We start from the raw sequence: 21,643 nt of genomic DNA, 5'->3' as shown, positions 1-21,643 counted from the left end.
GCTCCGGCCGTTGTCCGAATACACTGAACGGTGATATCGGGATGCCGCTTGCGGCAGCCCGATCTTTTTTTATGGACGATAAGACACCCGACTCTTCCGCGCCGGATATCGACAGTCACCGGGGCGCCGTGCCCCGGCACCTGGCGATCATCATGGATGGCAACAACCGCTGGGCGCGGCATCGCGGCCTGCCCGGCGCGGACGGCCACCGCGCCGGCGAGCGCACCGTGCAGAAAGTGATCCGCCGGGCGGCCCGCCATGGCATCGAAGTGGTCACCCTGTTCGCCTTCAGCTCCGAGAACTGGCGCCGTCCCGAGGACGAGGTCAACCACCTCATGGGGCTGTTCGTGAACGCGCTCGGCGAGCGCGTCGACGAACTGCACGGCAACGGCGTGCGGCTGCGTTTCATCGGTGACCGCGACGCTTTCGTGGAGCCGTTGCGCCTGGGCATGGCCGAGGCCGAGGCGCGCACCGCCGGCAATGACCGCATGACCCTGGTGGTGGCGGTCAATTATGGTGGCCAGTGGGATCTGGCCCAGGCCGCCGCCTCCCTGGCCCGCGATGCCCGCGATGGCCGCCTGGACCCGGCGGACATCGACGCCGCCGCCCTCGACGCCCGTGTTTCCACCGCCGGCTTGCCGCCGCTGGATCTGTTGATCCGCACCGGTGGCGAGCGGCGTTTAAGCAATTTTCTGCTGTGGCAGGCGGCCTACGCGGAGTTGTACTTCACGCCGGCGCTGTGGCCGGATTTCGACGGCGACGCCCTGGATGCCGCCCTGGAAGACTATGCGGGCCGCCAGCGCCGTTTCGGTCGCTCCGGCGATCAGGTGAACGAGCCCGACGGAGAACAACAATGCTGAAACTCCGGGTGATCACCGCCCTGGTCCTGCTGCCCGTGGTTCTGGGGGCGGTTTTCGGGCTGGGGCGGACGCCCTTCGCGCTGGTGGCGGGGGCCTTCTTCCTGGTCGGTGGCTGGGAATGGTCGGCGATGATCGGCCGCTGGTCCCTGGCGCTGCGCCTGCTCTGGTGCGTGCTGCTGGCGGTGCTGATGGTGGCCGCCGAGACCCTGCGCCCGGCCTGGGTGCTTACCGTGCTGCCGCTGTGGTGGCTGCTCGCTCTGGTGGCGGTGCTGGGCTATCCGCGCAATGCCCGCTACTGGTTCCGGCCGGCGCTGATGGCGCCGGTGGGCTGGCTGCTGCTGGTGCCGTCCTGGATGGCGGTGGTGGAGCTGCAGGACCACGGTGCCCTGGGGCTGGCCGGCCCCTGGGCACTGTTGTTCATTCTGGTCTGGGTGTGGGCGGCGGATACCGGCGCCTACTTCGCCGGACGTGCCCTGGGCCGCCACAAGCTGGCGCCCCTGGTGAGCCCCGGCAAGACCGTGGAAGGCCTGGTCGGTGGCGTGGTGCTGGCCCTGGCGGTGGTGGCGGCGGTGTTCTACACCGGCTGGCTGAATGCCTCGCTGCCGGCGCTCATGGTGGTGGCCCTGATGACGGTCCTGGCCTCGGTGCTGGGTGATTTGTTCGAGAGCATGGTCAAGCGCGAGCGTGGCATCAAGGACAGCGGCACGGTGCTGCCCGGCCACGGCGGCATGCTGGACCGTATCGACAGCGTCACCGCGGCGCTGCCGGTGGCGCTGGCCGGCCTCAACTGGTTCGCGCTCCCGGGAGGTCATCCTTGATCGGGAAGACTGAGCCCGTTGAAGCGGTTACCATTCTCGGCGCCACCGGCAGCATCGGTCGCCAGACCCTGGACGTGCTGGCGCGCCACCCGGAGCGCTACCGGGTGGTCGGCCTGACCGCCGGCCATCGCTGGCGGGAACTGGCCGAACACTGCCTGGCCTGGCACCCGCGCTACGCCGCCCTGGCCGACGAGGCCGGCGCCGAGGCGCTCCGGAACCATCTCCGGGAGGCCGGGTCTGACACCGAGGTCCTGGGTGGCCACGAGGGCGTGGCCCGCGTGGCGGCCCTGGACGAGGCGGATACCGTGGTGGCGGCCATCGTCGGCGCCGCCGGCGTGCGACCGACTCTGGCGGCGGTGGAGGCGGGCAAGAAGATCCTGCTCGCCAACAAGGAGACCCTGGTGGTCACCGGCGCTCTGTTCATGGACGCCGTGAAACACCACGGCGCCACGCTGTTGCCGGTGGATTCGGAGCACAACGCCATCTTCCAGTGCCTGCCCGCCGACGGCGTGGGCCCCGGCGTTCGGCGCCTGCTGCTGACCGCTTCCGGCGGCCCTTTTCTGGGCTGGGACCGGGCGCGGCTGGCGTCGGTGACGCCGGAGCAGGCGGTACGCCATCCCAACTGGGACATGGGCCCGAAGATTTCCGTGGACTCCGCCACCCTGATGAACAAAGGGCTGGAGTTCATCGAGGCGTGCTGGCTGTTCGACGTGCCGCCGGCGCGCATCGAGGTGGTGATTCACCCGCAAAGCGTGGTGCACTCCATGGTCGAGTACCTGGATGGTTCGGTGCTGGCGCAGATGGGCACGCCGGACATGCGCACGCCGATCGCTTGCGCCTTGTCCTGGCCGGATCGTATTGAATCCGGCGCGCCGGGGCTGGATTTCGCGGCCCTGGCGGGCCTGGATTTCCAGGCCCCGGACGACGCGGCCTTTCCCTGCCTGGGGCTGGCCCGTCAGGCCATGGAAACCGGCGGCGCCGCCACCGCGGTGCTCAATGCCGCCAACGAGGAGGCGGTGGCCGCCTTTCTCGACCGCCGCCTGAGCTTCAACGGCATCGGCGCGGTGGTGGCGGAGACCCTGTCGCGACTGCCGGCGCCGGCCTGCGCCGACGTGGACGCGGTGATGAATGTGGATAGCGAGGCGCGCGGCCTGGCCCGGCGCCTGATCGAGGAGAAGGCATGCTGACGCTGCTGGCCTTTGTGGTCACCATCGTGGTCATCGTGGCATTTCATGAGTGGGGCCACTTTCTGGCCATGCGCGCTTTCGGTGTGCGCGTGCTCACCTTCTCCGTGGGGTTCGGCCCGCGCCTGGCGCGTTTTACCGACAAAAAAGGCACCGACTGGGTAATCAGCGCCATTCCCCTGGGCGGCTTCGTCAAGCCGCTGGATCGCCGTGACGATGAACTGCCGCCGGACGCCCGCGAGGACGAGGAGTTCTCCGGCAAGCCGGCCTGGCAGCGGGTGGTGGTCTATGCCGCCGGCCCGGTGTTCAATTTCATTCTTGCCTTCCTGATCTACTGGCTGCTGATGATGGCCGTGGGCCAGCGCGACAGCCTGGCGGTGGTGGGCGCGCCGGCGCCGCAATCGGCGGCGGCCGAGGCCGGTTTCCAGGCCGGTGACCAGTGGCTGGCGGTGGATGGCCGCGAGGTGGAAGGCTGGCAGGACGTGATCAGCGCCCTGGTGCTGCACCTGGGCGAGGAAGCACCGGTGCCGGTACGGGTCCGCGAGGCCGGCGGCGGCACCACGGTGCGCGAGTTGAACCTGGGCCCGTGGTCCGCCGACCCGGAGCAATCGCCGTTCTCCGCCCTGGGCCTGCACCAGGCGGTGCTGATCGGCCGGGTCGCCGAGGACAGCGGCGCCACCCGTTCCGACATCCGCGTCGATGATCAGGTGCTGACCACCGCCGGCGAGCCGGTCACCGGCTGGGCGTCCTGGCGTGATCTGCTGCAGGCCAGCGCCGGCGAGGCGCTGCCCGCCACCGTGCTGCGCGACGGTCGTCAGGTGTCACTGACGCTGTATCCGTTGCCGGTGGAGTATCAGGGGCGCACCGTGGGCCAGTTGGGCGTGGCGCCCGGCGGCCTGGTGGAGCACACCTACAATCCCGTGGCCGCGGTGGGTGCCGCCGGTGATCGTTTCGCCCAACAGGTGAACGTGATCTGGGCCAGCGTGGTCAAGTTATTCACCGGTCATTTGCCGCTGGACAGTCTCGGCGGCCCGGTGACCATTGCCCAGGTGGCCGGTGAAAGCGCCGCCGTGGGTTTCGCCAGCTTCCTTATGCTGCTGGCGTATCTGAGCATCACCCTCGGGGTGATCAATTTGCTGCCCGTGCCCATGCTGGACGGTGGCTGGATTCTCTTCGGCATCATTGAAATGATACGCGGGCGCAGCCTGCCGGAGCGGTTGCTGATGACCGCTCAGGGCGTGGGGCTGACGCTGGTGGTCAGTTTCATGTTGTTGGCCATCTATAACGACCTGGTGCGACAGTTTTCATGAATTTCGCCGCGAATAACCCTCTAAGTCGCCTGCTTGGCGCCACGCTCGTCATCGTTTCTTTCTGCATTTTCTTCCCGGCCCAGGCGCAAACGTCCGCCGGACTGTTGCCGTACAAGGTCCATGACATCCGCGTCGAGGGCCTGCAGCGGTTGCCGGTGGAACGGGTCTACGCGGCCCTGCCGATCCAGCCCGGTGACACCATCGACAAGGATGACGTGCGCGAGGCGGTCAAGCGGCTGTTCGCCACCGGCAACTACGAGAATGTGCAACTGGGCCGCGACGGCGACGATCTGGTGGTGGTGGTGGCCGAGCGCCCCAGCATCGCCCGCATCGAGCTGGACGGGAACAAGTCGATTCAGGAAGAGGACCTGCGCAAGGGGCTCACCCAGGCCGGCCTGGCCGAGGGTGAGGTGTTCCAGCGCTCCACCCTGGAGTCGATCTCCGGCGAGCTGGAGCGCCAGTACATCGCCCAGGGCCGTTATGGCGCGGACATCGAAACCGAGGTGACGCCGCTGCCGCGCAACCGGGTGGCTCTCAAGATCAACATCTACGAGGGCAAGGCGGCGCGCATCAGCGACATCAATATCGTCGGCAATACCCTGTTCAGCGACGAGGAATTGCTCGAGGACTTCGAGCTCAGCCCGTCCCACTTCTGGTCGTTCATCAAGGGCGACGATAAATATTCCCGTCAACGTCTGGCCGGTGACCTGGAACGGTTGCGTTCCTATTACCTGGACCGGGGCTACATCAACTTCTCCATCGAATCCACCCAGGTGTCCGTGACTCCGGATCGCGAACGTGTGCTGATCACGGTGAACGTGGCCGAGGGCGAGCAGTTCCGCGTCAACGACGTGCAGCTTTCCGGTGATCTGGTGGTCAGCGAGAAGGAGTTGAAACCGCTGGTGGTGATCCAGAAGGGCCAGGTGTTCAGCCAGCAACTGGTGACCTACACCAGTGACCTGATCAAGCGCCGCCTGGGCAACGAAGGCTACACCTTCGCCGAGGTGCGCGGCGTGGAGCAGGAGACCGGCGACGGCAATACCGTGGACGTGACCTTCTACGTGGATCCGGGTCGCCGCGTCTATGTGCGCCGCATCGGCTTCAGCGGCAACGCCAAGACTTCCGACGAAGTGCTGCGCCGCGAGCTGCGTCAGTTCGAGGACGCGCCGGCCAACACTTCTCTGATCGATCTTTCCCGGGAACGTCTGCAGCGGCTCGGCTACTTCAGTACCGTGCAGGCGGATACCGAGCGGGTGCCGGGCTCCGAGGATCTGGTGGACGTGAACTATGACGTGGAAGAGCAGCCGTCCGGTTCCATCGGCGCCAACGTGGGCTATTCCGATGCCTCCGGCGTGATCTTCGGCGCCAACATCAGCCAGAACAACTTCCGTGGCAGCGGCAACCGGGTGTCGTTCTCCCTGAGCCGCAGTGATATCCGCGACTCCTACAGCTTCTCGCACTACAACCCGTACTACACTCTGGACGGGGTGAGCCGGGGCTTCAGCCTGTTCTACTCGAAAATCGACTTCGACGAGACCCGCATCTCGTCCTACGCGGCGGACCGCGCCGGCGGCTCGGTGACCTTTGGTTATCCGATTTCCGAATACACCCGTCTGAACTTCGGCGGTGGTGTCGAGCAGACCAAGGTGCAGCGCGGCGACTACATCGCCGTGGCGATCGATGATTTCATCGAGCAGGAAGGGGAGAAGTTCAACGAGTTCAAGTTCAATGCCTCGCTGCGCACCAGCACCCTGAACCGCGGCATCCTGCCGGATCGTGGCTGGGCCAGCACCTTCGAGCTGGAGACCGCGGTGCCCGGCTCCGATTACCTGTTCTATAAAGTGAGCTGGGAAGGGGAGAAGTACTTCCCGATCGTCGGCGACTGGACGCTGCGTACCCGCGCCAACGTGGGTTACGGTGACGGCTACGGCGACGATGAAGTGCTGCCGTTCTTCGAAGCCTACTACGCCGGCGGCATCGGTTCGGTGCGCGGTTTTGAGTCGCGTTCACTGGGCCCGCGTTCCGAAGCGCTTTACTATCAGCAGCAGGGCACCAACGATCCCGATCCGGACCCGATTGGTGGTAACCTGCTCACCGAAGCCAGCCTGGAGCTGATCTTCCCGACGCCGTTCGCGGCCGACTCGCGCAGCGTGCGGACTTTCCTGTTCGCCGACGCGGGCAATGTGTTCGAGACCCAGCGCACCGATATCGGCGACGATTTCGATGCCACCGAACTGCGCACCTCCGTGGGCATCGGGCTGAGCTGGCTGACCGCCATCGGCCCGCTCAGCTTCAACCTGGCCACGCCGATCAACGATGAATCCGGCGACGACACGGAAGTGTTCCAGTTCTCCCTGGGCCAAACTTTCTAGGAGTTAAACATGAAAAAAATTCTGCTTGCCGTTTTCCTCATCCTGCCCGCTCTGGCCGCCGCCGAGCAGCGCGTCGGCGTGGTCGATCCGATTGGCGCCCTCCAGCAGGCCGAGGAATTCCAGGACCGTTTTGAAAAACTGGAATCTTCCCTGAAGGACGAGCAGTCCCGCCTCGACCGCCTCGGCGGTGAAGTGGAGAAGCTGCGTGGCCGCCTGGAGAAAGAGGGCATGACCATGAGCGAGGACCAGCGTCAGGATCTGCAGACCCAGGGTCAGCAGAAAATGATCGAGCTGCAGAACCTGCGTAAATCCGCCCAGCGCAAAATGGGCAAGGGCCAGCAGGAAATCCTTGATGTCATGGAGCCCAAGCTCAAGCAGGCGGTGGAAACCGTGGCCGAGCGGGAGAACCTGGACCTGGTGGTCAATGCTCAGGCGGTGGTGTACGTGCAATCCGACATGGACATCACCGAGGCGGTCACCAAACAGCTCAATGCGATGAAGTAAGCCAATGTCGGTGACACTGGCCTACCTCGCCGAATATCTGGACGCCGAGCTGCACGGCCCGGCGGACCGGGAAGTGGCCGGGCTGGGGACCCTGGCCACCGCCGGCGCCGACCGGCTCAGCTTCCTGGCCAACCCGCGTTACCGCGCGCAACTGGAAAGCACCGGCGCCGGCGCCGTGCTGCTGCGCGCCGATCAGGTCGAGCACTGCCCGACGGCGGCGCTGGTGGTGGACGACCCCTACATGGCCTATGCCCGCGTCAGCCATGTGTTCGACACCGCGCCGGCGCCGGACGCCGGCGTCCATCCGTCGGCGGTGGTGGCACCGTCGGCCCGGGTGCCGGCGTCGGCGAGTATCGGTCCCAATGTGGTGATCGAGGCGGACGTGGTGCTGGGGGAGGGCGTGGTGATCGGCGCCAACACGGTGATCGGCGCCCGCACCGAGCTGGGTGATGGCTGTCATATCTGGCCAAATGTTACAATTTACCATGGTGTGACGATCGGGCCGCGCACTATCATACACGCCCATTGCGTGGTGGGTGCCGACGGCTTTGGTTTCGCGCCCGGCCCCGGTGGCTGGACCAAGATCGCCCAGGTGGGCGGCGTGCGTATCGGCGCCGATGTGGAAATCGGCGCCGGCACCACCATCGACCGGGGCGCCATCGACGACACCGTCATCGGTAATGGCGTGATCCTGGACAACCAGATCCAGGTGGCCCACAACGTGGTGATCGGTGACTTCACCGCCATCGCCGGCAAGGTGGGCATCGCCGGCAGCGCGCGTATCGGTTCGCAGTGCATGATCGGCGGCGCGGTGGGTATATCCGGCCACCTGGAGATCTGCGACAAGGTTCAGGTGCTGGGCATGTCGCTGGTGTCCCGCTCGATCACCGAGCCCGGCACCTACGGTTCGGCGCTGCCGGTGGACAAGCAGGATCGCTACCGCCGCAATGTGGCCCGTTTTCGGCACCTGGACGAACTCCATCGCCGGGTGCGTAAGCTAGAGCGCGACGCCGGGGACTAGCCCCCGGCCCGCGACTCACATCTGTTTGGATAATGCTCATGATGGACATCCATGAGGTGAGGGAATACCTGCCTCACCGCTATCCCTTTTTGCTGGTCGACCGCGTGGTCTCCGTGGAGCCGGGCAAACGCATCGAGGCGTACAAAAACGTCTCCATCAACGAGCCCTTCTTCAACGGGCACTTTCCCCAGGAACCGATCATGCCCGGCGTGCTGATCATCGAGGCGCTGGCCCAGGCCGCCGGCATCCTCGGTTTCGTCACCGAGAACAAGCGCCCGGCGGACGGTTTCATTTATCTGCTGGTGGGTACCGACAAGGCCCGTTTCAAGCGTCAGGTGGTGCCCGGCGACCGGCTCGCCCTGCACGCCGACTGGCTCACCCTGCGCCGCAACATCGCCAAATTCTCCTGCCGCGCCGAGGTGGACGGCAAGCTGGTGGCGGCCTGCGATCTGCTGGTGGCCGAACAGCGGGTGTGAAGCGCCCCCGAGGTCGTCGCGATGAGCGGTGGCCCCGGGGTATACTCGTCGCCTTCCCATACCATTTCGCAACGCCAGGGTGGACCCTCTCCAACCATGATTCATCCCACAGCCATCATCGACCCCAAGGCGGAACTGGCCAGCGACGTGGAAGTCGGGCCGTACTCCGTGATCGGAGCCCATGTGACCATTGGCGCGGGTACCGTGATCGGCCCGCACGTGGTGATCCAGGGCCCGACCCGCATTGGTGAGAACAACCGCATCTTTCAGTTCGCGTCCGTGGGCGAGGAATGCCAGGACAAGAAGTACCGGGGCGAACCCACCCGCCTGGAGATCGGTGACAACAACGTGATCCGCGAGCACTGCACCCTGCATCGCGGCACCGTCCAGGACGAGGGCATCACCAGCCTGGGCAACAACAATTTGCTCATGGCCACCGTGCACGTGGCCCATGACTGCCGCATCGGCAACGACAACATCTTCGCCAACACCACCGGCATCGCCGGCCACGTGAAGATCGGCGATGGCGTGATCCTCGGCGGCATGACCGGCATCCATCAGTTCTGCCGTATCGGCTCCTACGCCATGACCGCCGGTTGCAGCCTGGTGCTCAAGGATATCCCCGCCTTCGTGATGGTGGGCGGCAACCCGGCGGCGGCGCGCAGCATGAACTTCGAGGGCATGCGCCGGCGCGGCTGGGACGCGGACGTGATCGCCACCCTGCGGCGTGCCTACAAAACCGTGTTCCGCCGTGGTCTGACCCTGGAGCAGGCGCTTGCCGAGCTGGAGCCCGGGCAGGACGACTGCCCGCCGCTGGCCCTGTTCCTGGATTCCCTGCGCGCCTCGGAACGCGGCATCACCCGTTGACGGTATCCGCCATGGATGCCTCCAACGCCCCCCTGATCGCGCTGATCGCCGGAGAAACCTCCGGCGATCTGCTCGGCGCCGGCCTGATCGAGGCGCTGCGCCGGCGCTGGCCGGACGCGCGCTTCATCGGTGTCGGCGGCGAGCGCATGGCCGCCGCCGGCCAGCACAGCCTGTTTCCCATGGAAAAGCTCTCCGTGATGGGGCTCACCGAGGTGATCCGCCATCTGCCGGAGCTGTTCCGTCTGCGCCGGCGGTTGGTGGACGACCTGCTGGCGCGTCGCCCGGCGGTGGTGATTACCATCGATTCCCCGGATTTCACCCTGGGCGTGGCCAAGCGGGTCCATGCCGCCGGTCTCAAGACCGTGCACTACGTCAGCCCCTCGGTATGGGCCTGGCGCCAGGGCCGGGTGAAGGGCATCCGCCGCGACGTGGACCACATGCTCACCCTGTTTCCGTTCGAGGCCCGCTTCTATGAGGAACATGGCGTGCCGGTGACCTTCGTCGGCCACCCGCTGGCCGACATGATCGGGCTCAGCGTGGACACCGCCGGCGCCCGCGAGGAGCTGGGCCTGGAGGTGGAGGGCCGCGTGCTGGCGGTGTTGCCCGGCAGCCGGGGCGGCGAAGTGGGGCAGTTGCTGCCTGATTTCACCGACGCCATGGCGCGGTTGCACCACCGTTACCCGGACCTGCGTTTCGTAATCCCCGCCGCCAACGCCGCCCGCCGCGCCCAGATCGACGCCGCTCTGGGCGGCACCGAGCTGCCGGTGACGGTGGTGGACGGCCAGGGCCGCACCGTGATGGCCGCCGCCGACGTGGTGATGATGGCGTCCGGCACCGCCACCCTGGAGGGGCTGCTGCTCAAGAAGCCCATGGTGGTGGGTTACCGGCTCGGGGCGATCAGCTATGCGATCCTGTCGCGGCTGGTGAAAAGCGAATACGTGGCGCTGCCCAACCTGCTGTGCCGCAAGCCCCTGGTGCCGGAACTGGTGCAGAACGCGCTCAGCGGCGCCGCCCTGGCGGACGCGGTGGCCGGCTGGTTGGATGACCCGGACGGCGTCGCCCGCCTCAAGGACGACTTCACCCGGGTCCATGAACAACTGCGCGGCGGCGCCAGCGAGAAAGCCGCCGAGGCGGTGGCCGCCGTGATCGCCGGGGATGTGGCCAATGACTGATCCGTTCGCCGAGTACCGGCTGGCCGAGCCGTTTTACCCCAGCGCCTTCGCCTGGCGCGCCGGCATGCGCCTGGCCGGCGTCGACGAGGTGGGCCGGGGGCCGCTGGTGGGCGCCGTGGTCACCGCCGCCGTGGTGCTGGACCCGGCCCGGCCCATTGATGGCCTGGCGGATTCCAAGAAGCTCACCCCGGCGCGCCGCGAGCGGCTCGCCACGGCGATCCGTGAGCGCGCCCTGGGCTGGGCCCTGGGCCGGGCCGAACCGGATGAGATCGATCGCCTGAACATCTACCACGCCACCCATCTGGCCATGGTACGGGCGGTGGAAGCCCTGACTATTGACGTGGACGCGGTGCTGGTGGACGGTAATCGAAGCCCGACGTTCGCCTGCCCCTCCGAACCGGTGGTCAAGGGTGACGGCCGGGTGCCGGCGATCGCCGCCGCCTCGATTCTCGCCAAGGTGGCCCGCGACGCGGAAATGGTGGCCCTGCATCGGCGCTATCCACGGTACGGCTTCGACCGCCACAAGGGCTATCCCACGGCCGCCCACCTCGCCGCCCTGCGCGAGCACGGCCCGCTCGCCGAACACCGCCGCTCCTTCGCGCCGGTGGCGGCATGTTATGAATCGCAAGGCCCAGAATCACAGGAGTCCGGCCGTGACTGAACCCCGTTTCGTCCATTTGCGCGTGCACACCGATTATTCCCTGGTGGACGGCGTGGCCCGCGTCAAGGAGTTGATCAAGGCCAGCGTCGACCAGCGCATGCCGGCGGTGGCGGTCACCGACGAAAACAACCTGTTCGCGCTGATCAAGTTCTATTCCGGTGCCATGAACGCCGGCCTCAAGCCGATCATGGGCGCCGACCTGTGGCTGCAGGCCGACGACCCGGAGGACGAGCCCCATTACCTGTGCTGCCTGGTGCAGAACGAGGCCGGCTACCGCAACCTCACCCTGCTGATCAGCCGTGCCTGGCAGCATAACCAGCACCGCGATAGAGCCATGATCCGCCGGGAATGGCTGCTGGAACTCAATGAAGGCCTGATTCTGCTGTCCGGTGCCCGGGTTGGCGACGTGGGGCGCCTGCTGCTGTCCGGCAAGACCGACGCCGCCGCGCAGCGTGCCCGGGAATATCAGGAAGTGTTCGGCGACCGCTTCTACCTGGAAGTGCAGCGCACCGAACGGCCCGGCGACGAGGACTGCCTGCACGCCAGCGTCGCCCTGGCCGCCGACCTGGGGCTGCCGGTGGTGGCCACCAACGACGTGCGCTTCGTGCGCCGTGAGGATTTCGAGGCCCATGAGGCCCGCGTCTGCATTCACGACGGCAACGCTCTGGACGACCCGCGCCGGCCCCGCAAGTACTCCGAGGCACAGTATCTGAAAAGCGCCGAGGAAATGGCGGAGCTGTTCTCCGACCTGCCGGAGGCACTGGAAAACAGCGTCGAGATCGCCCGCCGCTGCACCCTGGACATCCGCCTGGGCGAGAACTTCCTGCCGGAATTCCCGATCCCCGAGGGGCTGACCATCGAGGAATACCTGGAAAAGGTCTCCGAGGAAGGGCTGGAAACCCGCCTGGGCCGCATCCTGGACCCGGCGGCGGAGGACTATGAGGCCCAGCGTGGCGTTTATTACGAGCGGCTGGAAATGGAGCTGGGCATCATCAACCAGATGGGCTTCCCCGGCTACTTCCTGATCGTGGCGGACTTTATTCAGTGGGCCAAGGACAACCAGGTACCGGTGGGCCCGGGCCGGGGCTCCGGCGCCGGCTCCCTGGTGGCCTACGCGCTGGGTATTACCGACCTGGACCCGATTGAATACGACCTGCTGTTCGAACGGTTCCTGAACCCGGAACGGGTCTCCATGCCCGACTTCGACGTGGACTTCTGCATGGAGAAGCGCGACCGGGTGATCAATTACGTGGCCGACAAGTACGGCCGCGACGCGGTGAGCCAGATCATCACCTTCGGCACCATGGCCGCCAAGGCGGTGGTGCGCGACGTGGCGCGGGTGCAGGGCAAGCCCTACGGCATGGCCGACCGCCTCTCCAAGATGATCCCCGGCACCCCGGGCATGACCCTGGCCAAGGCTCTGGAGCAGGAAGACAACCTGCGCGAATTCCTGGAGGACGACGGCAACCCGGACAAGGAAGCGGTCAACGAGATCATGGAAATGGCCTTCAAGCTGGAAGGCCTGACCCGCAACGTGGGCAAGCACGCCGGCGGCGTGGTGATCGCCCCGGGCAAGCTCACCGACTTCGCGCCGCTGCACTGCGACGAGGAAGGCGACAACCTGGTCACCCAGTACGACAAGGACGACGTGGAAGCCGCCGGCCTGGTGAAGTTCGACTTCCTGGGCCTGAAGACGCTCACCATCATCGACTGGGCGGTGAAGGCCGCCAACGTGCGCCGCGCCCGGGATGGCGAGGGGCCGCTGGAAATCGAGCGTATTCCGCTCGATGACAAGCCCAGCTTCGAGTTGCTCAAGAAAGGCGACACCACCGCCGTGTTCCAGCTTGAAAGCCAGGGCATGAAGGAGCTGATCAAGAAGCTCAAGCCCGATGTCTTCGAGGACATCATCGCGCTGGTGGCGTTGTACCGTCCCGGGCCGCTGGAATCGGGCATGGTGGACAACTTCATCAACCGGAAGCACGGTCGCGAGCCGGTGTCCTACCCGGACCCGCAATACCAGCACGACTGGCTCAAGCCGATCCTCAAGCCCACCTACGGGGTGATCCTGTACCAGGAACAGGTGATGCAGATCGCCCAGGTACTGGCCGGCTACACGCTGGGCGGCGCGGACATGCTGCGCCGCGCCATGGGTAAGAAGAAGCCCGAGGAAATGGCCAAGCAGCGCGAGATCTTCCAGTCCGGCGCCGAGGAGAAGGGCATCGATCCGGATCTGGCGATGAAGATCTTCGACCTGGTGGAGAAGTTCGCCGGCTACGGCTTCAACAAATCCCACTCCGCCGCCTACGCGTTGGTGGCCTACCAGACCGCCTGGCTCAAGGCCCATTATCCGGCGGAGTTCATGGCCGCGGTGATCTCCGCGGATATGCAGAACACCGACAAGGTGGTGACCTTCATCGACGAGGCCAAGAACATGGGCCTGCGGGTGTTGCCGCCGGATGTGAATTCCTGTGGCTACCGGTTCACCGTTAACCCGGAAGGTGACATCGTCTACGGTCTGGGCGCCATCAAGGGCCTCGGCGAGGGCCCCATCGACGCCATCGTCAATGCGCGCGGGCAGGGCGACGCCGAAAGCGCCGGCGGCGAAGCCAGTGAGAAAGCCTTCGAGGATCTGTTCGATTTCTGCCGCCGCATCGACCTCAAGAAGATCAACAAACGCTCCCTGGAGGCCCTGGTGCGCGCCGGCGCTCTGGACAAGCTCGGGCCCAACGGCCACTTCAGCGACCGTGCCGTGTTGCTGGCCACGCTGCCGGACGCCATCGCCGCCGCCGAGCAGGACGCCCGCAACCAGGAAGCGGGGATGATGGATCTGTTCGGCGGTGGTGGTGACGACCAGCCGGCCACCGTGGTGGCCTGGAAACCGGCCCGGGAATGGAACGATGACATCCGCCTTAACGGCGAACGGGATACCCTGGGGCTGTTCCTCACCGGCCACCCCATCGACCAGTTCGAAACCGAGGTGCGACAGTTCGTCACCAGCCGCCTGAACGCCCTGCAGCCCACCGGCAAGGGCGAGGCCGCCACCGTCGCCGGCCTGGTGGTGGCGCTGCGTATCACGCGCAGCAAGCGCAGCGGCGAGCGCATGGCGTTCATCACCCTGGACGATAAAACCGGTCGCCTGGAGGTGTCGGTGTTCGGCAAGACCTTCGCCCAGTACGGCGAGCGGGTGCAGAAGGACGCCCTGCTGGTGGTGCGTGGCGGTGTGCGCATGGATGATTACACCGGTGGTTTCAACCTGGTGGCCGACGAGGTCATGGACATGAGTCAGGCCCGGGAAACCTTCGGCCGCCGGCTGCGCGTCAAGGTGCCGGTGGAGGACAACCTGCCGGAGGTGCTTGGCCGTACCCTGGCGCCGTACCGCGCCAATGGGCAGGGCGGTGGCCTGACGGTGCTGCTGGATCTGAGCCACCAGGAAGCGGACGCGGCGCTGTTCCTCGGCGACGACTGGCGGGTGATTCCGCACGAGTCCCTGGTGGATGATCTGCGCGGGCGCTACGGCGACAAGTCGGTGACGTTGGAGTATTGACTGAGGGCGCAACCACGCTGGCACGCAACCACGCTGGTACGCAACACGCTTGCACGCTCAACCCTTAACCGGGTTGGTGTGACGTGTTTCCTGTTAGCACCGGCCCCCGGCCCCGCAGAAAACACACCAACGATCTCCGCGCCGGGTCTAGCGTGCTGCGTGCCAGCGTGGTTGCGTGGTTGCGTGCAAGCGTGCCAGCGTGCCGCGCCGCCGGTAACAACTTGCAACCTAAGAGGGAAGCCGGTCTCTCGACGCTGTCCGGGCCTTGCGGCTACACTTACCGGCACCGTAGAAAGGGGTAGCACATGAATCCGAATTTCCTCGAATTTGAACAACCCATCGCCGATTTGGAAGCGAAAATCGAGGAACTCCGGCTGGTGGGCAGTGGCAGTGAGGTCAATATCTCCGAGGAGATCGCCAAGCTGCAGGAAAAAAGCATCGCCCTCACCGAGAACATCTTCGGCAATCTGACCGCCTGGCAGATCTCCCAGCTGGCGCGACATCCGAAGCGGCCCTATACGCTGGATTACGTGCAGCGGCTGTTCGGCGGGTTCGACGAACTGCACGGCGACCGCGCCTTCGCCGACGATCCGGCCATTGTCGGTGGCGTCACCCGCCTGGACGACCAGCCGGTAATGGTGATCGGCCACCAGAAGGGCCGCGAGGTGAAGGAAAAGGTGCGCCGCAATTTCGGCATGCCCAAGCCGGAGGGCTACCGCAAGGCGCTGCGCCTGATGGAAATGGCCGAACGCTTCAAGATGCCGATCCTCACCTTTATCGACACCCCCGGGGCCTTCCCCGGTATCGACGCGGAAGAGCGTGGCCAGTCCGAGGCCATCGCCCGCAATCTGCGCGTCATGTCCCGTCTCAAGGTGCCGATCATCGCCACCGTGATTGGCGAAGGCGGCTCCGGTGGGGCCCTGGCCATTGGCGTCTGCGACCATCTGCAGATGCTGGAATATTCCACCTACTCGGTGATCTCCCCGGAAGGTTGCGCGTCGATCCTGTGGCGCAGCGCCGACAAGGCCCCGGAGGCCGCCGAGGCCATGGGAGTGGGCGCCGGCCGCCTGCACGAGCTGGGCATCGTCGATCAGGTGATCAAGGAACCTCTGGGCGGCGCCCACCGGGATCATGAGCAGGCCGCCGATGCCATCCGTCGTGCCCTGGTCGAGCAACTCGCCGGTCTCGGTGAGCTGCCGGTGGAGGAACTGGTGGAGCGTCGCTACCGGCGGCTGATGAGCTACGGCAACGTGGCCACCGACGCCGCCGACGACTGAGCGGGGCGCGGTCATGGCGCCCCCGACCCACTCCTCCATGGATGAACTGAGCGCCGAGCTGGCCCGGCGCGCCCCGCCCGGGCCCCTGTGGCTGGCATTTAGCGGCGGGCTCGACTCCACCGTTCTTCTCCATCTTCTCGCCGGCGCCGGCCTCGGCGCCCGCCTCACCGCCTTGCACGTGGACCACGGGCTGCATCCCGACAGCGCCGCCTGGGCCGCCCATTGCCAGACGGTGGCCCGGCATCTGGGGGTCGCCTTCGAGAGCACCAAGGTGACCGTGGACCGGGCCGCCGGCCTGGAAGCCGGTGCCCGGGACGCCCGTTACCGGGCGCTCACGGCCCGCGCCGGCAGCGCTACCCTGATCACCGCCCACCATCGGGACGACCAGGCCGAGACACTGTTGCTGCGGCTGTTACGGGGGGCCGGCGTGGCCGGCCTGGCGGCCATCCGTGAGCACGGGCGCCGGGGCGACACGCCGCTATGGCGGCCTCTGCTGGGTCTGTCGCGGCGGCGGTTGCTGGAACGGGCGGAGCAGGGCGGCTGGTCCTGGCTGGAAGACCCCAGTAACGCGGACCAGAGCCTGGATCGAAATTACCTGCGCGGCACCGTGCTACCGGCCCTGTCGCGGCGCTGGCCTGGGGTTTTGGCGACCCTGGCCCGGGCCGCCGATCACCAGGCCGAGGCCGCCGCGTTGCTCGACGAGCGTGCCGCCGAGGACGCCGCCGCCCTGGGCGCCACCGGGGACCGGCTGGCGCTGACGGTGGCCACGCTGAGCGGCCCCCGGCGCCGCAATCTGCTGCGCTGGTGGTTGCGGGAAGCCGGCGCCGGCGCGCCCAGCCAGGCCCTGCTGGCGCAGATCGAGGGGCTGCTGGCGGCACCGGCGGACCGCGCCGCCCGGGTGGAGTGGGGCGGCTGGCAACTGCGCCGTTTCGGCGGCGAGCTGCACCTGCTGGACCGCGCTACCCTGGCGCCGCTGACGGAGGAATGGGGCTGGCCACCGGGCCAGGATGCGTTCTCCCTTGGCGCTTGGCGGCTGGAGCCGGTGGCGGACGCTCCGGCGCCCCCGGCACCGGCCTCCACGCCGCTGCTCTGGAGGCCCCGGGACGCCGGCCCGCTGCGTCTGGTACCCGCTACCGGCGGTGAGCGGCTGTTCCGTAACGGCTGTCATCAGCGGGTCTCGGAATTGTGGCGCGCCGCCGGCGTGCCGCCCTGGCGCCGCGCCCAGTGGCCACTGGTCTACGAGGGTAACACCCTGCGTTGCGTGCCCGGGGTGGGGGTGGCGGATGCCTGGCGCGACCGGCGGTTGGAGGTGTGGCGGCTGGAGGCGGTTGTTGCGCCGGACGCTTGACGCCGGACGACGGACGCTCAACCCGGTTCGGAAAGCGTTGGCGTGTTTTCCGTGATGCTGATAAGCGACTGGCAGGAAACACCCCTATGCCTTCCGCCACGGGTTAAGCGTCCGGCGTCAAGCATCCGGCCTCCATCCCCCAAGTAAAATCCCCACCTTTCCAGTAGCCCGCCCGACCCCGTTCTGTTACCATTTCTTCCCATCCTGACGTCGCGCAACTCCCTGATATGGCGGGGGTTCCAGCCGTCGACAGCCCGTTTCAACGTGTCCAGAACAGAGAACCTTTGCCCCCTTCGGCGGGCAAGGGTATTTTTTTTGGATGGCGAGTGTGTTCGGGCCGCGCGGTGAGCGCGTTCAATCCATGACATATTCTGGTGGGTGCATGGCACGTTTTATTTTCGTCACCGGTGGGGTGGTGTCGTCCCTGGGCAAGGGCATTACCTCGGCGTCCCTCGCTTCCTTGCTGGAAGCCCGTGGCCTCAAGGTCACCCTGATCAAGATGGACCCCTACATCAACGTGGACCCGGGCACCATGAGCCCTTATCAGCACGGCGAGGTGTTCGTCACCGAGGATGGCGCCGAGACTGATCTGGACCTGGGCCACTATGAGCGTTTCATCCGCACCCGGCTGAGCCGCCGCAACAGTTTCACCACCGGTCGCGTCTATCAGGACGTGCTGGACAAGGAGCGGCGCGGTGAATACCTGGGAGCCACCGTGCAGGTGATCCCGCACATCACCGATGAGATCAAGCTCAAGATCCAGGAAGGCGCCGGCGACGCCGACGTGGCGATCGTGGAGATCGGCGGTACCGCCGGCGACATCGAATCGCTGCCGTTCCTGGAAGCGGTGCGCCAGATGCGCGTGGAGCTGGGTTCCAGCCGTTCCCTGCTGGTGCACCTGACGCTGGTGCCGTACATCGCCTCCGCCGGCGAGATCAAGACCAAGCCTACCCAGCACTCGGTCAAGGAGCTGCGCTCCATCGGCCTGCAGCCGGACATGCTGGTATGTCGGGCCGATCACCCGATTCCCCAGGGGGCGCGCGAGAAGATCGCGCTGTTCACCAACGTGGAAGCCCGCGCCGTGGTGTCCTGCCCGGACTCGAAAACCATCTACGCGGTGCCCCGTGTGCTCCACGAGCAGGGCATGGACGACATCATCGTCGAGAAATTCGGCCTCGACCTGCCCGCCCCGGACCTCACCGAATGGGACCGGGTGGTGGAAGCACAGCTCAACCCCGAGCACGAAATCACCATCGGCATGGTTGGCAAGTACATCGATCTGGCGGACGCCTACAAGTCCCTCAACGAGGCACTGATGCACGCCGGCATCGCCACCCGGGCCCGGGTCAATATCCGTTATATCGACGCCGAGGACATCGAGCGCGAGGGCACCGGCGAGCTGAACAAGGTGGACGCCATCCTGGTGCCCGGTGGCTTCGGCGACCGGGGCACCGAAGGCAAGATCGCCGCCATTCGCTACGCCCGTGAGAACAAGGTGCCGTACCTGGGCATCTGCCTGGGCATGCAGCTGGCGGTGATCGAGTACGCCCGCGACGTGGCCGGTATCGGCGACGCCCATTCCACCGAGCTCAAGCCCGGCACGGCCAGCCCGGTGGTGGCGCTGATCACCGAATGGACCCGCGAGGATGGCGCCAAGGAGACCCGCTCGGAAGCTTCGGACCTGGGTGGTACCATGCGCCTGGGCGGTCAGGAGTGCGTGCTTGACGAAAACTCCCTGGCGGCGCGTTGCTATGGCCACACCCATATCATCGAACGCCACCGTCACCGCTACGAGGTGAACAACAATTTCGTGGCGCGTCTGGAAGAGGCGGGCCTGCGCATCGCCGGTCGTTCCGGGGACGGTGAGCTGGTGGAAGTGATCGAGGTGGCCGACCATCCGTGGTTCGTGGCCTGCCAGTTCCACCCGGAATTCACCTCCACGCCCCGTGACGGCCACGGCCTGTTCAAGGGCTACGTGGAAGCGGCCCTGGCGGCCCACCAGGCCGCTGGCAAAGAGTAAGGACAGCGACGATGACGGACCCCATCACCCTGCGGCTCGGCGACCTGAGCTTCGGCAACGACCAGCCCATGGCGCTGTTTGGCGGCATGAACGTGCTGGAATCCCGGGACCTGGCCATGCGCGTGGCGGAAGCCTACGCCGAGGCCACCACCGCCCTGAACATCCCCTGGGTGTTCAAGGCCAGCTTCGACAAGGCCAACCGCTCGTCGCTGCATTCGTTTCGCGGGCCGGGCCTGGAAGAAGGCCTGAAGATCTTCCAGGAGATCAAGGACACCTACGACTGCCCGATCATCACCGACGTGCACGAGCCCTATCAGGCGGCGCCGGTGGCGGAGGTGGCCGACATCATCCAGCTGCCCGCCTTCCTGGCGCGGCAGACCGATCTGGTGGTGGCGATGGCCAGAACCGGCGCCATCATCAACATCAAGAAACCCCAGTTCGTCGCGCCCCAGGAAATGAAGCACATCCTGCACAAGTGCGAGGAAGCCGGGAACGACAAACTGATTCTGTGCGAGCGCGGTTCCTGCTTCGGTTACAACAACCTGGTGGTGGACATGCTCGGCTTCGGCATCATGAAGCAGTTCCGCTACCCGCTGTTCTTCGATGTCACCCATGCGCTGCAAATGCCCGGCGGCCGGTCCGACTCCGCCGGTGGCCGTCGCCAGCAGGTCGCCGAGCTGGCCCGCGCCGGCATCAGCCAGGGGATCGCCGGCCTGTTCCTGGAAGCCCACCCGGACCCGGACAACGCCAAGTGCGATGGCCCCTGCGCCCTGCGCCTGGACCGGCTGCAGCCATTCCTTGAACAAATGCAAACCCTGGATAATGCCGTCAAGGCGTTGCCCGCCTTCGACAACCACTGAGTTCGTATCTAGAGAGACCGACCCATGTCCAAAATCGTCGACGTCAAGGCCCGCGAGATTCTCGATTCCCGCGGCAACCCCACCATCGAAGCCGATGTGATCCTGGAGTCCGGCCACAGCGCCAGCGCCTGCGCCCCCAGCGGCGCCTCCACCGGTTCCCGGGAAGCGCTGGAACTGCGCGACGGCGACAAGAGCCGTTACCTGGGCAAGGGCGTGACCCGCGCGGTGGGCAACGTCAATTCCCAGATCCGTGAACTGCTGGTGGGCGTGGATGCCGCCGACCAGCGCGGCCTGGACCAGGCCATGATCGACGCCGACGGCACCGAGAACAAAGGCAACCTGGGCGCCAACGCGATCCTGGCGGTGTCCCTGGCCGCCGCCAAGGCGGAAGCCCTGGCCCAGGGCAAGCCGCTCTACGAATACATCTCCGACCTGCAGGACGACGACAACGAGTACTCCCTGCCGGTGCCGATGATGAACATCATCAACGGCGGTGAGCACGCCGATAACAACGTGGACATTCAGGAATTCATGATCCAGCCGGTGGGCGCGCCCACCGTGGCCGAGGCGATCCGTTACGGCGCCGAGGTGTTCCACGCGCTCAAGGGCGTGCTCAAGGCCCGTGGCCTGAACACCGCCGTCGGCGACGAAGGCGGTTTCGCGCCGGACCTGCCCAGCAACGAGGCGGCCCTGGAAGCGATCATGGAAGCCATCGACAAGGCGGGCTACAAGGCCGGCGAGGACATCACCCTGGCCCTGGATTGCGCCTCCAGCGAATTCTACAAGGACGGCCAGTACGTGCTGGCCGGCGAGAACCGCAGCATGGATTCCGCCGGCTTCGCCGATTATCTGGCCGAGCTGTGCGACCGTTACCCGATCATCTCCATCGAGGATGGCATGGACGAGTCCGACTGGGACGGCTGGAAGATCCTCACCGAGAAGCTCGGTGACAAGGTGCAGTTGGTGGGCGACGATCTGTTCGTGACCAACACCAAGATCCTCAAGCGCGGCATCGACGAGAAGGTGGCCAACTCGATCCTGATCAAGTTCAACCAGATCGGCTCCCTGTCCGAGACCCTGGACGCCATCAAGATGGCCAAGGACGCCGGCTACACGGCGGTGATCTCCCACCGCAGTGGCGAGACCGCCGACACCACCATTGCCGATCTGGCGGTGGCCACCGCCGCCGGCCAGATCAAGACCGGTTCCTTGTGCCGCTCCGACCGGGTGGCCAAGTACAACCGTCTGATCCGCATCGAAGAGGAACTGGGACGTGCCGCTTACAACGGCCGCCAAGAATTCCGGTTCCTGTAAGCCCTTGAAGGCCGGTCTGCCGACGGTCGGGGAGG

At 66.4% G+C, this 21,643-nt stretch carries 17 protein-coding genes; all 17 read left to right on the top strand.

All coding sequences use genetic code 11. The annotated features are described in order from the left end of the window. Positions 1–71: 71 nt before the first annotated feature. The 17 genes from uppS (at position 72) to eno (ending at position 21,608) form a co-directional block, all read left to right on the top strand. On the top strand, positions 72–860 hold the full coding sequence (uppS, locus tag JF515_RS01475) for a polyprenyl diphosphate synthase (RefSeq protein ID WP_203100222.1): 789 nt from the start codon (positions 72–74) through the stop codon (positions 858–860). After that, a complete protein-coding gene (locus JF515_RS01470; RefSeq protein WP_203100220.1) occupies positions 854–1,678 on the top strand; it encodes a phosphatidate cytidylyltransferase in 825 nt (274 codons plus the stop codon). The genes uppS and JF515_RS01470 overlap by 7 nt, the downstream gene beginning before the upstream one ends. Next, complete coding sequence (ispC, locus tag JF515_RS01465; RefSeq protein WP_238400766.1) at positions 1,675–2,865, top strand: 1-deoxy-D-xylulose-5-phosphate reductoisomerase; 1,191 nt, start codon at positions 1,675–1,677, stop codon at positions 2,863–2,865. The genes JF515_RS01470 and ispC overlap by 4 nt, the downstream gene beginning before the upstream one ends. After that, positions 2,859–4,172, top strand: coding sequence for an RIP metalloprotease RseP (gene rseP / locus JF515_RS01460; RefSeq protein WP_203100218.1), 1,314 nt, complete (start codon positions 2,859–2,861; stop codon positions 4,170–4,172). The genes ispC and rseP overlap by 7 nt, the downstream gene beginning before the upstream one ends. Beyond that, on the top strand, positions 4,169–6,544 hold the full coding sequence (gene bamA, locus JF515_RS01455) for an outer membrane protein assembly factor BamA (protein WP_203100216.1): 2,376 nt from the start codon (positions 4,169–4,171) through the stop codon (positions 6,542–6,544). The genes rseP and bamA overlap by 4 nt, the downstream gene beginning before the upstream one ends. Positions 6,545–6,553: 9 nt before the next feature. Next, the gene (locus JF515_RS01450) at positions 6,554–7,048 is read left to right on the top strand and encodes an OmpH family outer membrane protein (RefSeq protein ID WP_203100214.1); all 495 of its coding nucleotides are present in this window, start codon (positions 6,554–6,556) and stop codon (positions 7,046–7,048) included. A 4-nt stretch (positions 7,049–7,052) separates the two neighbouring features. Beyond that, entirely contained in the window at positions 7,053–8,069 is a 1,017-nt protein-coding gene (gene lpxD / locus JF515_RS01445; protein WP_203100212.1) for a UDP-3-O-(3-hydroxymyristoyl)glucosamine N-acyltransferase, read from the top strand. Positions 8,070–8,110: 41 nt separating this feature from the next. Continuing rightward, positions 8,111–8,545, top strand: a complete 435-nt coding sequence (gene fabZ, locus JF515_RS01440; RefSeq protein WP_425305599.1) for a 3-hydroxyacyl-ACP dehydratase FabZ — start codon at positions 8,111–8,113, stop codon at positions 8,543–8,545. A 96-nt stretch (positions 8,546–8,641) separates the two neighbouring features. Beyond that, positions 8,642–9,412 carry an acyl-ACP--UDP-N-acetylglucosamine O-acyltransferase gene (gene lpxA / locus JF515_RS01435; protein WP_203100208.1) on the top strand — a complete coding sequence of 257 codons (771 nt, stop codon included), beginning with the start codon at positions 8,642–8,644 and terminating at the stop codon, positions 9,410–9,412. A gap of 11 nt (positions 9,413–9,423) precedes the next feature. Next, entirely contained in the window at positions 9,424–10,584 is a 1,161-nt protein-coding gene (gene lpxB / locus JF515_RS01430; RefSeq protein WP_203100206.1) for a lipid-A-disaccharide synthase, read from the top strand. Then, complete coding sequence (gene rnhB / locus JF515_RS01425) at positions 10,577–11,245, top strand: ribonuclease HII (protein ID WP_203100204.1); 669 nt, start codon at positions 10,577–10,579, stop codon at positions 11,243–11,245. The genes lpxB and rnhB overlap by 8 nt, the downstream gene beginning before the upstream one ends. Further along, positions 11,238–14,789 (top strand): DNA polymerase III subunit alpha, encoded by a 3,552-nt coding sequence (dnaE, locus tag JF515_RS01420; RefSeq protein WP_203100202.1) that lies wholly within the window; start codon positions 11,238–11,240, stop codon positions 14,787–14,789. The genes rnhB and dnaE overlap by 8 nt, the downstream gene beginning before the upstream one ends. Before the next feature lie 305 nt (positions 14,790–15,094). Continuing rightward, entirely contained in the window at positions 15,095–16,066 is a 972-nt protein-coding gene (locus JF515_RS01415) for an acetyl-CoA carboxylase carboxyltransferase subunit alpha (RefSeq protein WP_203100200.1), read from the top strand. 13 nt (positions 16,067–16,079) lie between these two features. Continuing rightward, a complete protein-coding gene (tilS, locus tag JF515_RS01410) occupies positions 16,080–17,414 on the top strand; it encodes a tRNA lysidine(34) synthetase TilS (protein ID WP_238400764.1) in 1,335 nt (444 codons plus the stop codon). 382 nt (positions 17,415–17,796) lie between these two features. Further along, positions 17,797–19,434, top strand: a complete 1,638-nt coding sequence (locus JF515_RS01405; RefSeq protein WP_203100198.1) for a CTP synthase — start codon at positions 17,797–17,799, stop codon at positions 19,432–19,434. Between the two features lie 11 nt (positions 19,435–19,445). After that, positions 19,446–20,294: a 3-deoxy-8-phosphooctulonate synthase gene (gene kdsA, locus JF515_RS01400; protein ID WP_203100196.1), complete on the top strand. Its 849-nt coding sequence runs from the start codon at positions 19,446–19,448 to the stop codon at positions 20,292–20,294. Between the two features lie 24 nt (positions 20,295–20,318). Then, positions 20,319–21,608, top strand: coding sequence for a phosphopyruvate hydratase (gene eno, locus JF515_RS01395; protein ID WP_203100194.1), 1,290 nt, complete (start codon positions 20,319–20,321; stop codon positions 21,606–21,608). Positions 21,609–21,643: the final 35 nt, after the last annotated feature.

The sequence above is a fragment of the Alloalcanivorax marinus genome (assembly GCF_016785095.1).
Lineage (GTDB): Bacteria > Pseudomonadota > Gammaproteobacteria > Pseudomonadales > Alcanivoracaceae > Alloalcanivorax > Alloalcanivorax marinus_A.
The sequence above is the reverse complement of the archived record's forward strand: the minus strand, read 5'-3'. Positions and strand labels throughout refer to the sequence as shown.

Excerpts from the sequence above, each read along its gene's own strand:
- JF515_RS01470 (WP_203100220.1), top strand. The coding sequence starts at position 854 with ATGCTGAAACTCCGGGTGATCACCGCCCTGGTCCTGCTGCCCGTGGTT.
- kdsA (WP_203100196.1), top strand. The coding sequence starts at position 19,446 with ATGACGGACCCCATCACCCTGCGGCTCGGCGACCTGAGCTTCGGCAAC.
- JF515_RS01450 (WP_203100214.1), top strand. The coding sequence starts at position 6,554 with ATGAAAAAAATTCTGCTTGCCGTTTTCCTCATCCTGCCCGCTCTGGCC.
- uppS (WP_203100222.1), top strand. The coding sequence starts at position 72 with ATGGACGATAAGACACCCGACTCTTCCGCGCCGGATATCGACAGTCAC.
- lpxD (WP_203100212.1), top strand. The coding sequence starts at position 7,053 with ATGTCGGTGACACTGGCCTACCTCGCCGAATATCTGGACGCCGAGCTG.
- bamA (WP_203100216.1), top strand. The coding sequence starts at position 4,169 with ATGAATTTCGCCGCGAATAACCCTCTAAGTCGCCTGCTTGGCGCCACG.
- rnhB (WP_203100204.1), top strand. The coding sequence starts at position 10,577 with ATGACTGATCCGTTCGCCGAGTACCGGCTGGCCGAGCCGTTTTACCCC.
- tilS (WP_238400764.1), top strand. The coding sequence starts at position 16,080 with ATGGCGCCCCCGACCCACTCCTCCATGGATGAACTGAGCGCCGAGCTG.
- rseP (WP_203100218.1), top strand. The coding sequence starts at position 2,859 with ATGCTGACGCTGCTGGCCTTTGTGGTCACCATCGTGGTCATCGTGGCA.
- lpxA (WP_203100208.1), top strand. The coding sequence starts at position 8,642 with ATGATTCATCCCACAGCCATCATCGACCCCAAGGCGGAACTGGCCAGC.
- JF515_RS01405 (WP_203100198.1), top strand. The coding sequence starts at position 17,797 with ATGGCACGTTTTATTTTCGTCACCGGTGGGGTGGTGTCGTCCCTGGGC.
- eno (WP_203100194.1), top strand. The coding sequence starts at position 20,319 with ATGTCCAAAATCGTCGACGTCAAGGCCCGCGAGATTCTCGATTCCCGC.
- JF515_RS01415 (WP_203100200.1), top strand. The coding sequence starts at position 15,095 with ATGAATCCGAATTTCCTCGAATTTGAACAACCCATCGCCGATTTGGAA.
- lpxB (WP_203100206.1), top strand. The coding sequence starts at position 9,424 with ATGGATGCCTCCAACGCCCCCCTGATCGCGCTGATCGCCGGAGAAACC.
- fabZ (WP_425305599.1), top strand. The coding sequence starts at position 8,111 with ATGGACATCCATGAGGTGAGGGAATACCTGCCTCACCGCTATCCCTTT.